This is a genomic window from Pseudomonas sp. NPDC086251 (assembly GCF_044746405.1).
Taxonomy (GTDB): Bacteria; Pseudomonadota; Gammaproteobacteria; order Pseudomonadales; family Pseudomonadaceae; genus Aquipseudomonas.
In genome coordinates this window covers 120,779-134,417 of sequence record NZ_JBIVBY010000012.1, presented here as the reverse complement: position 1 = coordinate 134,417, position 13,639 = coordinate 120,779, and the positions used below count along the sequence as shown (strand labels likewise).

The following is a 13,639-nucleotide window of genomic DNA, read 5'->3' as shown; positions in this document are numbered from 1 at the left end:
GTAACCCAGGTTCGACGGTCGGTTGAGGCTCATGCGTGCGGTTGCCATACCCGGCAATCCGGCCCCTGTTGTACACCAGTCGCCGGGATTTTCGAGCTGTTACGGACGATCAATTGCCCTCGAACCACCTCTTGAATCGCCGGCGTATCGGCGTTCTCCAATTGCGCGCAAATGATGCCGACCGCACGACTGACCATGTCACCCACCGGTTGCACGTAAGTGGTCAGCGAAAACACCGGCCAGGCGGCCAGGGCGATGTCATCGAAACCGACGATTGAAATGTCGTTGCCCAACTTCAGCCCGAACTCTTCGCGAGCGACGTTGATGGCGCCCAGCGCCATGATGTCGTTCGCGCAAAAAATGCCGTCCGGTGGGTGGGCGCTCGACAGCAGTCGGCGAGTGGCGTCCATGGCACCCTCAAACGTGTAATGCCCCACTTCGCGTTGTGGTACGGGGTGACCAAGGCGTTGCAGCGTGTCGACAAAACCTTTTTCGCGGTCGCGGCTGGTCGATGAGCTTTCTTTGCCGGCGATATAAGCCAGTTGACGATGACCGCCCGCCACCAAAAATTGCGCAATTTCCATGCTGCCTTGTGCGTTGTCACTGGTGACGCTGGAAATACTCGTGCTGTCATTTCTGCGGTTCAGCAGCACCACGGGCAGCCCGGTCTGTTTGCACTCTTGGGCGAAACGCGAAGACAGGCTCGCCGAGACCAGAATCAGCGCTTCAACGCGGTAGCCCAGCACCTCTTCGAGCACCGGATCGCAGTCTTCGTGATTCGCGGTGGAGAACAACAGCACCCGATAGCCCAACTCTTCGAATGCCGCCGACAAGGCCTCCAACACCGCTGAATAAAACGGGTTTTCCATGCTCGGCCCAACGACGCCGATCAGGTTGGATCGACGCTTGATCAACGAGCGAGCCCACTGATTCGGGCGGTAACCCAACGTCGCGGCGGCCTCCTCGACCTTCTGCCGCGTCTTCGGCGAAACACTGGCGCCCTTGGTGAAGGTTCGCGAGACCGCCGACTGCGAGACACCCGCCAACCTGGCCACGTCATGGGCGGTGACCGGATGCCGGGAGGGGTCGTTGGAATCTGCCATTGCGTCTCAGCTCAATTGTCGAAATGCCGATCATACCTGCCATTGACAGTGAGGTGTGCCGCCTGCCCGTTTTGCGAAAAAACGCATCAAGCCGCCCTTCGCGATTTCCAGTCTTTTTCGCCCACCCCCTTTTCATCGTCCTCGGGAATGGCTTAGGATTGCCCCGAATTGCATACGTATGCAAAACCAAAAACAACAACGCTCAGGAATTCATCCCATGGCAACTTGGCTCAAAAAAGGCGCGGAAGCATCGGTCATCAAATCGGCAGCGCGTGAAGTACGTGACACGGTCGAGAAGACCCTGGCCGACATCGAAGAACGTGGCGATGCCGCGATTCGCGAGCTCTCCATTCGCTTCGACAACCTTGATCGCGAGGACTACCGACTCACCAGCGCCGAGATCGATGCCTGCATGGCGCAACTGACCAAACGCGACATCAGCGACATCGAGTTCGCCCAGACTCAGGTGCGCAATTTCGCCCAGCACCAACGCAACAGCCTGCAAGACCTCGAAGTCGAAACCCTGCCGGGCGTGATCCTCGGCCACAAAAACATTCCAGTGAATGCGGCGGGTTGCTATGTGCCGGGCGGCAAGTACCCGCTGCTGGCTTCCGCGCACATGTCGGTGATCACCGCCAAGGTCGCCGGTGTACCGCGCATCATCACCTGCGCCCCGCCCTTCCATGGCAAACCGGCCCCGGCCATTGTCGCCGCGCAGCACATGGCGGGCGCCGATGAGATCTACTGCCTGGGCGGTATCCAGGCGATTGGCGCCATGGCGCTGGGCACCAAGTCGATTGCACCGGTGGACATGCTGGTCGGTCCGGGCAACGCGTTTGTTGCCGAAGCCAAACGCCAATTGTTCGGCCGCGTCGGTATCGACTTGTTCGCGGGCCCCACCGAAACCCTGGTGATCGCTGACGAAACGGTCGACGGGGAAATCTGTGCCACGGACCTGCTCGGTCAAGCCGAACACGGCCCGGATTCGCCGGCGATCTTGCTGACGACTTCGGAGAAACTCGCGCGCGAGACCATGGCTGAGATCGAGCGTCTGCTGCTGATCCTGCCGACCGCCGGCATTGCCCGTCAGGCCTGGGAGAATTTCGGGGAAGTGATCGTCGCCGAAGACGAACAGGAAATGCTCGCCATCGCCAACGACCTGGCGTTCGAGCACGTACAAGTCATGACCCGTGACCCGGACTTCTTCCTGAACAACATGCGCAACTACGGCGCCCTGTTCCTCGGCCCGCGCACCAACGTCTCGTACGGCGACAAGACCATCGGCACCAACCACACCCTGCCGACCAAGAAAGCGGCGCGCTACACCGGCGGCCTGTGGGTCGGCAAATTCATCAAGACCTGCACCTACCAGAAGGTCATGACTGACGAAGCGTCCGCCATGATCGGTGAGTACTGCTCACGCCTGTGTGCCCTGGAAGGCTTCTCCGGCCACGGCGAGCAAGCCAACATCCGCGTCCGTCGCTACGGTCACAAGGCTGTGCCGTACGCCGGTATCGCAGAGTAATAAAAGCCTGGCTAGAAAGGGCCGCGACACGTTCGCGGCCCAACAACAATAAATCACAGCCACTGCGCAGCCCATCGCCCGCCCCTCTGCGCTACAGGCTCAGCCTCAAAGGACATCCCATGAGTGTCATCATCGCCTTGCTGGCGTTGTTCGCGTTAATGCTCGCTGCTTACCGGGGATATAGCGTCATTATCTTCGCGCCTCTCGCTGCACTCGCCGCCGTATTGCTCACTGATCCCAGCGCGGTCGCCCCGGCGTTCAGTGATATTTTCATGGACAAGATGGTCGGTTTCATCAAGCTCTACTTCCCGGTTTTCTTGCTGGGCGCCGTGTTTGGCAAATTGATTGAACTGTCGGGTTTTTCCCGCTCGATCGTCAGGTCCGTCATTCACATGCTCGGCAGCAGCCAGGCGATGTTGGTGATTGTGCTGGTCTGCGCGCTGCTGACGTATGGCGGCGTTTCGCTGTTTGTGGTGGTGTTTGCGGTCTATCCCTTCGCGGCGGAAATGTTCCGGCAAAGCAACATCCCCAAGCGACTGATGCCCGCGACCATTGCCCTGGGCGCGTTCACCTTCACCATGGATGCGTTGCCCGGTTCGCCGCAGATCCAGAACATCATCCCCACCACGTTTTTCGGCACCACGTCCTGGGCTGCGCCGTGGTTGGGCGTGATCGGTTCGTTGTTCGTCTTGATCGGCGGCATGCTCTATCTCGAGCGTCAGCGGCGAAAAGCGCAGCGCGCGGGTGAAGGCTACGGCACCGACCTGCGCAATGAGCCGGAAACACCGCAGGACATCGCCCTGCCTCACCCGCTGGTGGCGTTATTGCCCTTGCTGTTGGTCGGGGTGATGAACCTTGCCTTCACGCACTGGATTCCGCACTGGTATGGCAGTGTTTATGAGATCGATCTGCCCGGTTTGAAGGCGCCGATCCAGACGCAAGTGTCGAAGATGATCGCCATCTGGTCGGTGCAGGCGGCGTTGCTGGTCGGGATCGTCACGGTCTTCCTGTTCAGCTACCGCACCATCTCGCGCAAACTGGCCGAAGGCAGCCGTACCGCGGTCAGTGGGGCGATGCTGGCCACCCTCAATACGGCCTCGGAATATGGTTTTGGTGCGGTCATCGCCGCGTTGCCTGGCTTCGTCGCGGTGGTTGAGGCGCTGAAGGTGATTCCCAATCCGTTGGTCAATCAGGCGATTACCATCAACTTGCTGGCGGGTATCACCGGGTCCTCATCCGGCGGCATGAGCATTGCGCTCGCGGCCATGTCGGACACCTTCATCGCTTCGGCCAACGCGGCCCACATTCCCCTGGAAGTCATGCATCGCGTGGCGGCCATGGCGGCTGGCGGCATGGACACCCTGCCGCACAACGGCGCGGTGATCACCTTGCTGGCGGTCACCGGATTGACTCATCGTCAGGCCTATAAGGACATTTTCGGCATGACAATCTTCAAGATCCTCGCGGCGTTTTTCGTGATCGCTGTGTATTACCTGACCGGCATCGTCTAACAACACATCCCCTGTAGGAGCGAGCCCGCTCGCGATGGACGTGAACGATAACGCGTGCTGACTGATTGAACGCGGTGCCGTCGAGTTCATCGCGAGCAAGCTCGCTCCTACAGGGCCTGTTGCGCCACGCCTCGTTCTTCCAGCAAGCGAACAAACATGGTCAGGCTTTGCGACACCGTGCCCCGGCGCCAGACCAGCCAGGTGCGCAGATAACGGAAGGATTCCGACAGCGGCCAGACACTGACGGTGGTGCAGCCCGGCATGCTCTCGAGCATGCTGCGCGGCATCAACGCCAGCCCCGCACCGGCGCTGACGCAGGCCAACATGCCATGATAAGACTCCATTTCGAAGATCTTGCCGGGCACCGCCGCGTCCTTGGCGAACCAGCTTTCGAAGTGATGGCGGTAGGAGCAATTGGAGCGAAACGCATAGATATTTTCGCCGTTCACTTCCCGCGCGCGGTGGATGGGTGAATGATTGAGCGGCGCGATCAGCACCATCTCTTCTTCGAACGCCGGCACGCCTTCCAGTGCCGGGTGCAGCACCGGCCCATCGACGAACGCAGCGGCCAATCGGCCCGCCAGCACGCCGTCGATCATGGTCCCGGAAGGCCCCGTCGACAGGTCCAGTTCGACCTTGGCGTACTTCTGGTTGTACGCGGCCAACAGCTCGGGAATCCGCACCGCCGCCGTGCTCTCCAACGACCCGAGCGCAAACGACCCTTGCGGCTCTTCGCCGGCCACCGTCGCGCGCGCCTCCTGGACCAGGTCGAGAATGCGTCGGGCGTAGTCGAGAAAACTCCAGCCGGCGGGCGACAAGCGCAGACGGCTCTTTTCGCGGATGAACAGGTCCACGCCCAGATCCAGCTCCAGTTGCTTGATCCGCGTCGTCAGGTTTGAAGGCACCCGATGGATGTGCTGCGCGGCGGCGCTGATGCTGCCGTGCTCGGCCACGGCTTTGAAAATTTCCAGCTGAACCAGATCCACGGCATTCTCCAAACGTGAACGATATGCTCAGTATTATTCAGTTTCCAGAAAACAAATGCCACCGTAACCTGAGCGCATCCCCACCTAGCAGGACGGTGCCATGACTAACGTTTCCAGCCTCACACACGCCATTTCGATCAATCCCGCCACCGGCGAACAGATCGGCCACTACCCTTTCGAATCCGAATCGGTGCTGCAAAGCGCACTGGACCGTGCTGCTGCCGGGTTCCGCGTCTGGCGCGGCAAGCCCGTTGCGCAACGCTCGCAATTGTTGATTGCCCTGGCTCAGGCATTGCGCGACAACGCCGAAAAAATGGCCACGATGATCACCCTGGAAATGGGCAAGCCGATCACTCAGGCGCGCGGTGAAATTGAAAAGTGCGCGCAGCTGTGCGAGTGGTACGCCGAGCACGGCCCAGCCATGCTCAGCGCCGAACCGACGCTGGTTGAAGGTGGCAAGGCACGCATTGAATATCGCCCGCTCGGGCCGATTCTCGCGGTGATGCCGTGGAATTTCCCGATCTGGCAAGTGCTTCGCGGCGCGGTTCCAGCGTTGATCGCCGGCAACACCTACGTGCTCAAACATGCACCCAACGTGATGGGCAGCGCCTATCTGTTGCTGGACGCCTTCAAGCAAGCGGACTTTCCCGAAGGTGTCTTCGAGGTGATCAACGTCACGCCCGACGGCGTGTCCACGGCGATTGCCGATCCTCGCATCGCGGCCGTCACCCTCACCGGCAGCGTCAGGGCCGGCATGGCTATCGGCGCGCAAGCCGGTGCGGCATTGAAGAAGTGTGTGCTGGAACTGGGCGGTTCCGATCCTTTCATCGTGCTCAACGATGCCGACCTCGACGAGGCCGTCAAAGCCGCCGTGATTGGCCGTTACCAGAACACCGGGCAAGTTTGCGCAGCCGCCAAACGGCTGATTGTCGAGCAAGGCATTGTCGAGGAGTTCACCCGTAAGTTTGTCGAGGCCACTCGTCAGCTGGTCGTCGGCGATCCATTGGCCGCCACCACTTACATCGGCCCGATGGCGCGTTTTGACTTGCGTGATGAACTGGATCAACAGGTGCGCGACACTCTGGAAGAAGGCGCGACGTTGCTGCTGGGTGGCCGCAAGGCTGAAGGGCCGGGCAATTTTTACCAACCCACGGTCTTGGCCGATGTCACCGACCAGATGACCTCGTTCAAACAGGAATTGTTCGGGCCAGTGGCTTCGATCATTACCGCTCGCGATGCCGACCATGCGCTGGCATTGGCCAATGACAGCGAATTCGGACTCGCCTCAACCATTTACACTCGCAATGTTCAGCTGGCCGAACAGATGGCCGATCAACTGGACACCGGTGGCGTGTTTATCAATGGCTACTGCGCCAGCGATCCGCGCGTGACCTTTGGCGGCGTGAAGAAAAGCGGCTTTGGCCGCGAGCTGTCGCACTTCGGCGTACGCGAATTTTGCAATGCCCAGACCGTGTGGCTGGATCGGCGCTGATTGCGCTTCAACCGTCCACTGTAGGAGCGAGCTTGCTCGCGATGGCCCCACAGGCACCGCGCGTATCCTGTTAAAACACGTCATCGTTGACGACCATCGCGAGCAGGCTCGCTCCCACATTGGATCGTGTTCCTCCAGACAACCCGATCAACTGTAGGAGCGAGCTTGCTCGCGATGGACACACAGGCACCGCGCATACCCTGTTAAAACACGTCATCGTTGACGACCTTCGCGAGCAAGCTCGCTCCTACAGTGGGCGGGTGTCCGCAGGAACTGTCCGAATCTCCTGCCCCCCGAAATGGCCAAAAACACCACCTTCCGTGAGCAGTTCTGGCATAGGCCAACACCCTCTGCGTCTCTAGACTCGCCCTCCATAACACGTGCCAAAGCGCACCCGCATCCAGGACGGCCCCAGAGGACCCCACATGAACCCATCCGACATCTTCGTCATCAGCGCCCTGCGCTCGGCCATCGGCAGCTTCGGCGGTTCGCTCAAAAACGTCCCGCCGATTCAATTGGCAACCGACGTCTGCCGCGCCGCCATCGAACGTTCAGGCCTGGCGCCCGAGCACATCGGCCATGCCGTGATGGGCCATGTGATCCCGACAGAAGCACGCGACGCCTACATCTCCCGCGCGGTGGCGATGAACGCCGGCCTGCCAAAAGAGACCCCCGCCTTCAACGTCAACCGCCTCTGCGGTTCTGGCCTGCAAGCCATTGTCAGCGCCGCACAAAGCCTGATGTTGGGCGACACGGGCGCTGCGCTGGCCGGCGGCGTCGAGTCCATGAGCCGTGGCGCCTACCTGTTGCCGCAAGCGCGCTGGGGCGCACGGATGGGCGACATGCAAGCCATCGACTACATGCTCGGCGTCCTGCAGGACCCGTTTGCCGGTTTCCACATGGGCATCACCGCAGAAAACATCGCCGAACGCTACGGCATCACCCGCCAGGCCCAGGATGAACTGGCGCTGGTCAGCCAACAACGTGCTGCCCGAGCCATTGCCGAAGGCCGGTTCGCCGGGCAGATCGTGCCGATCGAAGTGGCGTCGCGCAAAGGCAGCGTGACCTTTGCCACAGACGAACATGTGCGCGCAAAGGTCAATTTCGAGCAATTGAGCAAGATGAAACCGGCCTTCAAAAAAGACGGCAGCGTCACCGCTGGCAACGCATCGGGCCTGAATGACGGTGCCGGCGCCCTGATCATGGCCACCGGTGAGATGGTTCGCGCGCACGGCCTCCAGCCGATGGCCCGCCTGGTCGGTTACGCCCATGCCGGTGTCGAGCCTGAACTGATGGGACTCGGTCCGATTCCAGCCACCCGCCTGGTCCTCAAGCGCGCCGGCCTGACGGTGGCTGACCTGGATGTCATCGAGTCGAACGAGGCCTTCGCCGCGCAGGCGTTTGCCGTGGCGCAAGAACTGGGCTTCGACCCTGAGAAGGTCAACCCGAACGGTTCCGGTATCTCGCTGGGGCATCCGGTGGGCGCGACCGGCGCGATCATCGCCACCAAGGCCATCCACGAACTGCACCGCGTCCAGGGCCGTTATGCCCTGGCCACGATGTGCATCGGCGGCGGCCAAGGCATTGCCGTGTTGTTCGAACGCGCCTGATCGGCCAAAACAAAAACGGCGCCCATGACGGGCGCCGTTTCGTTTTAGCGCACTGGCATCAGTGCGCGATGCACACCGATTTCAGCTCGGTGTAGGCCTCGATCACCGCGCGACCGAACTCGCGGCCCATCCCGGATTGTTTGACGCCACCAAACGGCATCGCCGGGTCGAGCAGCACGTGGGCGTTGACCCAAACCGTACCGGCCTCGATGCGCGGCACCAGGTTCATGGCTTTGCTCAGGTCATTGGTCCACAGGCTCGCGGCCAGGCCGTAGCGATTGTCGTTGGCCAACGCGATCACCGCGTCTTCATCGTCGAACGGCATCACGCCCAACACCGGACCAAACACTTCTTCACGGGCCACGGTCATGCTGTGGTCGATGTCGGCGAGAATCGTCGGCTGCACATAGAAGCCGTCACCTTCCAGCAACGCGCCCCCCGACACCACGCGCGCACCTTCCTGTCGAGCCAGCTCGATGTGCTTGAGCACCGCTTGTTGTTGCTTGCGCGACACCAGCGGGTTGATCGCCGCGTCGCCGTTCATGCCCGCGCCAATCGGCATGGCGGATACCGCCGCCGCGAGGCCTTCGACAAATTGGTCGTGAATCGAGCGATGCACATAGAAGCGCGAGGCCGCCGCGCAGACCTGGCCGTTGTTCAACAAGCCACCGAGGATCGCGCCCTGAATGGCTTTGTCGATGTCGGCATCGGCCAGCACGATCATTGGGTTTTTGCCGCCCAGTTCCAGCGAGAAGCGCGTCATGTTTTCCATGCACGCCACGCCAACACTTTTGCCCACGGCGGTGGAGCCGGTGAAAGATACTTTGCTCACCAGCGGATGTGCCGTCAGCACGCCACCGACCGAAGCGCCGCCACCGGTGACGACGTTGAACACGCCGGCCGGAATGCCCGCTTCGAGGGCCAGTTCAGCCAGGCGCATGGCGGTCAGCGGGGTTTCCATGGCCGGTTTGATAATCACCGTGCAGCCGGTGGCCAGCGCCGGCATCAGCTTCCAGGCAGCGATCAGCAACGGGAAATTCCACGGCACAATCCCGACCACCACCCCCACCGGTTCTCGCTTGGTAAACGCCGTGAACTTGGCACCCGGCGGCAGCGGAATCGACACATCAAAGGTCTGCCCTTCGATCTTGGTGGCCCAGCCGGACATGTAGCGCATGAACTCCACGGTGGCGTTCAGGTCCAGCGCGCGGGCCATGTTGATCGACTTGCCCTGGCTCAAGGTTTCCAGTTGGGCCAGCTCTTCGGCATGCGCCTCAACCAGCGCGGTGAAGTTCAGCAGGATGCGTTCGCGGTCCGCCGGGCGCAGACCGGACCAGACGCCGGACTTGAACGCGGCATGAGATGACTGCACGGCACGCTCGACCACTTCCAGCGGCGCATCCAGGGTTTCGCAGAGCGTTTGTCCAGTGGCCGGGTTGACCACGGCGATGCGTGGCCCCTCGGCAAACACCCACTGGCCATCGATAAAGCAGCCATGACGACGGTCGAGGAAGGCAGCCACCTGCGGCAGAATTTCAACGTTGCTCATAAATCACCTTTGCTTCAGACGAGTTGTTCAGCCAGAAAAACCGGCTGATTACTGTTGTTCTTTGAGGAAGCACACGACCGCCTGGCGATCGTCCGCAGAGGCCAGGCCCATGTAGGGCATGTAGGTCCCCGGCACGAAAGCCTGGGGTTGAGCGATGAGTTGCGCGATGTTCTCGGCCTGCCAGTTGATGTCTTTCTTGCGCATGGCCTGGGAATAGTTGAAGCCTTCCAGCGAACCGGATTTGCGCCCCACCACGCCTGCCAGATTCGGCCCCATCATGCCGGCCATGCCTTTGGTCACCGAGTGGCAAACCGCGCATTCATTGGCGAAGACCTGGGCGCCGTGGCCCTGATCCGGCGCACATTCAGCCGCGAGTGCGGCATTCGTCAGCGAGAGAGAGAGCAGACCGAACAGGGAGACTCTGAGCGCAGTAACCATAAGAACACGACCTTGAAAATCCGCGCGCTCGTCAGGCGAGCGTCAACACTGGAAGGCCGACGCAACGATGCATCGGCAGGGTTGATACGGATTGTCGATGGTCAGGGAAAGACGGGATTTGCCCTGCGTGCCAGTCGTATTGGCAAGGCTGCCAAACCACAAAAGCCCCCCCCGTAGGAGCTGTCGAGTGAAACGAGGCTGCGATCTTTTGATCTTGCTTTTAAAAGGCAACATCAAAAGATCGCAGCCTCGTTTCACTCGACAGCTCCTACGGGGGGCGGGTTTTAAATTGGCATGCACAGCCAACTCTTTGGCAACCACACAAAAGGCCGAAAAGGTGCCGGGCCGTAGTATCGAAAGAGACCGCAAACCTGCGTTCAAGAACAAGAACGGATGCCACACATGCTCAAGTCCCCCTTGCTTCGTCTCTCGACGCTCGCGCTGATGATCAGCGCCGGCCAGGCCAGTGCCTACGAACTGTATGCCGATGATGACAGTCACCTGAACGCCACGCTGGAAGCGGTATTCGGCATTTTCCACAGCCAGGAAAACTACGCGTTGTCCGGCCGCCTCGACGAAGGTTCATCGTCGTGGCGTGAGGGCTACATCAAATATGGTCTGAGCTTCGATAAAGGTCTGGCCGGTGTGGGCACCGCGTATAGCGCGGCGAACCTGCTCAGCTCCGGGACCTGGGGCGACGGCGATGCCGCGGGCTTCAGCGACGGTTCGGAACGCACCACTAAATTTGAAGACGCCTACCTCGGCTGGCGTTCGGGCAAGCTGTTTGGCGTGCTGGGTGACGACGGCGTCGACCTGTCCTTCGGCCGCCAGAACATCGTGGTCGGTGATGGTTTCCTGATTAATGGTGACGCGCTCAACCTGGGCAAAGGCCTGGCCGACGGCGAGTTCAACCGTGGCGGCGCCTATTGGCTGGCCGCGCGCAAAGCCTTCGACGAGACCGCCGTGTTGCGCCTGGGTGGCAAGGAAGGCTGGCGCGGCGACCTGATGTGGTTGAAATCAGACAACCGCGCCCAGGCCAAGACCGAAATGTACGTCGGCACGCTCGAGCACGTCGCTGAAGCGGGAACGGTCGGCTTGACCTACATCGACAGCACCGATGTCGACGAGCAATACGCCTCCCCGGCACAACTTGAACGCGACGGCATGAAGACTTACAGCCTGCGCGCCACAGGCAATGCCGGGGTGAAAAACCTGTTCCTGTCCGGTGAATACGCCAAGCAGGACAAACCCCACACCGCCACCGAAGACGCCTGGTACCTGGAAGCCGGCTGGACCTTCGCCGATGTGGCCTGGACGCCCTATGTCAGCTACCGCTACAGCCGATTCTCGGAAGGCTATGACACGCTGTTCTACGGTTTCAGTCGCGGCTTTGGCACCTGGTTCCAGGGCGAAGTCGCCGGCAACTATGCCGGTCCGTTCAACACCAACTCGCGCATTCAGAACGTCACGCTGAAAGTCTCGCCACTGGAAAACCTGACCGTGGGCGCGATGTACTTCAACTTCGACACCCTCGACCGAAACCTCGGCAACACCGACGGCCACGAAGTCGACCTGTATGCCGAATGGCACGTCAACGAGCACCTGACGATCATGCCGTTGGTGGGTCTCTACCAGCCGGACAAGAGCGCCGAACAAGGTGGCACCCAACTGGGCAATAACGACAAAAACCTCTACAGCCAAGTGATCTTCGCCACGACGTTCTAAGAGGTAGCCGCAACGCAGGGATCGCGTTGCGGCATCAATGTGCGCCAAGGAAAAAGACTGTTGTGCCTGATCCAGCGCTTTCGCGGGCAAGCCTCGCTCCTACAAGGTCATGGCGATCACACATAGTGTGAACGATCCAAATCCTGTAGGAGCGAGGCTTGCCCGCGAAGAACGATAACGCGGTCCCTCAGCAATGCGCGCCCGCATGCTCAAGTCGGTGAAACAACCGGTTGAAATACACCAGGCTATCGCCCTCCCCGCGCACACCCACGTGGTCCAGTTCCACAAACATCACCGAGTGCGACCCCACCTCCTTGCACTCGCTGATCCGTCCTTCAAGCTGCACCAGCGCATCTCGCAGTACCGGCACGCCCAGGTCGCCGCCATCCCACAGGTCCCAGGCAAATCGCTCGGCCATCGGCACCTGGGTCATGCCGGCGAAGTGTCGAGCCAGTTCCTCCTGCTCGCCACACAAGACGTTGACGCACAACCGGCCATTGGTGCGGAACACATCATGGGTGGCGCTGCCGCGGTTGACGCACACCAGCACGGTGGGCGGTGAGTCCGTCACCGAGCACACGGCGCTGGCGGTGATGCCGCAGCGCCCGCCCGGGCCGTTGGTGGTGATGATGTTCACCGCCGCGGGCAGCTGCGCCATGGCGTTGCGAAAGTCGATTTGCTGCTGGCTCAGGTCGGCCATGTCGGTGCCCCTTCCTTCAGGAGGACCGCCGTTGCGCGGCCCAAAGTGATGGAACAAGATTACGACCCGGCGGGTAACGCAACTATCCTGACGATCCCCATGCCGAGGTTGGCTTTCCGCTAGTCGACTAGGTGGTTTCTTTATCGTCACGGCCCGCCGCAGTGGGTATTCTGCTCACTGGCTCCGATGAGAGCTGATGTCCGCCGCAGCGTGCACGCGTGCGAAAACAATAATTAAAAACTTTCGTGGCAGTCCCTGATGGAAATCCGCAAACCGATTGTTTACATCGTTGATGACGACAAAGACCTGCGCACCTCGCTGGCCTGGTTGCTGGAGTCGGTCAGCGTGCAAGCGCAATGCTTTGCCGGCGCTGACGAGTTCCTCAGCCAGTACGACCCGAAACAGCCGGCGTGCCTGGTGCTGGATGTGCGCATGCCGGAGACCAGCGGCTTTCAGCTGCAGGAAATTCTCAACCAGCGCGGCAGCACCTTGCCGACGATCTTCGTGTCCGCCCATGGCGACATTCCGATGTCCGTGACGGCAATGAAGAACGGTGCGCTGGATTTCGTTGAAAAGCCCTATAACCCGCAGCAAATGATCGACCGCATCCAGGCCGCGCTGAAGACGGCCGTGCACGCCCAGGCCGATCAGCAGCAGCGCCAGCACCTGCAAGGCAAACTGGCACTGCTGACCAGCCGTGAGCGGGAAGTGCTGATGCTGGTGGTGGATGGCAAGGCCAGCAAGGTCATCGCCCGGGAGCTGAACATCAGCGTGAAAACCGTTGATGTGCACCGGACCAAGATCAAGGAAAAAATGGGCGTGACCAGCATCGCCATGCTGGTGCGCGAAGTGCTGCACCTGCCGGCCGATGAGCCAACACGGCACTAAGGCCGACACTCATCCCTGTAGGAGCTGTGGGGGGGGGGGGGGGGGGGGGGTTTTTTTTTGTTTTTTTAAAAGAAGAAACGCCCCGGGGGGAGCGAAGGCGCGGAAGGGGGTG

Annotated in this window: 11 protein-coding genes; 6 read left to right on the top strand and 5 right to left on the bottom strand. The window is 61.0% G+C overall.

What is annotated here, in order from left to right:
* Positions 1-29 precede the first annotated feature (29 nt).
* Positions 30-1,103: a LacI family DNA-binding transcriptional regulator gene (locus tag ACIPL2_RS16285; protein ID WP_401357877.1), complete on the bottom strand. Its 1,074-nt coding sequence runs from the start codon at positions 1,101-1,103 to the stop codon at positions 30-32.
* A 217-nt stretch (positions 1,104-1,320) separates the two neighbouring features.
* Here ACIPL2_RS16285 and hisD point away from each other — a divergent pair, with 217 nt between their 5' ends.
* Positions 1,321-2,628, top strand: coding sequence for a histidinol dehydrogenase (hisD, locus tag ACIPL2_RS16280; protein WP_401357876.1), 1,308 nt, complete (start codon positions 1,321-1,323; stop codon positions 2,626-2,628).
* Positions 2,629-2,747: 119 nt separating this feature from the next.
* Entirely contained in the window at positions 2,748-4,139 is a 1,392-nt protein-coding gene (locus ACIPL2_RS16275) for a GntP family permease (protein ID WP_401357875.1), read from the top strand.
* Positions 4,140-4,246: 107 nt separating this feature from the next.
* Here ACIPL2_RS16275 and ACIPL2_RS16270 read toward each other — a convergent pair whose 3' ends face one another.
* Entirely contained in the window at positions 4,247-5,125 is an 879-nt protein-coding gene (locus ACIPL2_RS16270) for a LysR family transcriptional regulator (RefSeq protein WP_401357874.1), read from the bottom strand.
* 100 nt (positions 5,126-5,225) lie between these two features.
* Here ACIPL2_RS16270 and ACIPL2_RS16265 point away from each other — a divergent pair, with 100 nt between their 5' ends.
* Both ACIPL2_RS16265 and ACIPL2_RS16260 read left to right on the top strand, forming a co-directional pair.
* Positions 5,226-6,617, top strand: a complete 1,392-nt coding sequence (locus ACIPL2_RS16265; protein ID WP_401357872.1) for an aldehyde dehydrogenase family protein — start codon at positions 5,226-5,228, stop codon at positions 6,615-6,617.
* Between the two features lie 425 nt (positions 6,618-7,042).
* Complete coding sequence (locus ACIPL2_RS16260) at positions 7,043-8,227, top strand: acetyl-CoA C-acyltransferase family protein (RefSeq protein ID WP_401357871.1); 1,185 nt, start codon at positions 7,043-7,045, stop codon at positions 8,225-8,227.
* 58 nt (positions 8,228-8,285) lie between these two features.
* Here the strand turns inward: ACIPL2_RS16260 and ACIPL2_RS16255 are convergent, their stop codons facing one another.
* The gene (locus ACIPL2_RS16255) at positions 8,286-9,776 is read right to left on the bottom strand and encodes an aldehyde dehydrogenase family protein (protein WP_401357870.1); all 1,491 of its coding nucleotides are present in this window, start codon (positions 9,774-9,776) and stop codon (positions 8,286-8,288) included.
* Positions 9,777-9,824: 48 nt separating this feature from the next.
* Positions 9,825-10,214 carry a c-type cytochrome gene (locus tag ACIPL2_RS16250; protein ID WP_401357868.1) on the bottom strand — a complete coding sequence of 130 codons (390 nt, stop codon included), beginning with the start codon at positions 10,212-10,214 and terminating at the stop codon, positions 9,825-9,827.
* A gap of 402 nt (positions 10,215-10,616) precedes the next feature.
* Between ACIPL2_RS16250 and ACIPL2_RS16245 the strand changes: the two genes are divergently transcribed.
* Positions 10,617-11,939 (top strand): hypothetical protein, encoded by a 1,323-nt coding sequence (locus tag ACIPL2_RS16245; RefSeq protein ID WP_401357866.1) that lies wholly within the window; start codon positions 10,617-10,619, stop codon positions 11,937-11,939.
* A gap of 187 nt (positions 11,940-12,126) precedes the next feature.
* Here ACIPL2_RS16245 and hpaC read toward each other — a convergent pair whose 3' ends face one another.
* Complete coding sequence (hpaC, locus tag ACIPL2_RS16240) at positions 12,127-12,639, bottom strand: 4-hydroxyphenylacetate 3-monooxygenase, reductase component (protein ID WP_059402782.1); 513 nt, start codon at positions 12,637-12,639, stop codon at positions 12,127-12,129.
* Between the two features lie 258 nt (positions 12,640-12,897).
* Here hpaC and ACIPL2_RS16235 point away from each other — a divergent pair, with 258 nt between their 5' ends.
* The gene (locus ACIPL2_RS16235; protein WP_401357865.1) at positions 12,898-13,527 is read left to right on the top strand and encodes a response regulator transcription factor; all 630 of its coding nucleotides are present in this window, start codon (positions 12,898-12,900) and stop codon (positions 13,525-13,527) included.
* Positions 13,528-13,639 lie beyond the last annotated feature (112 nt).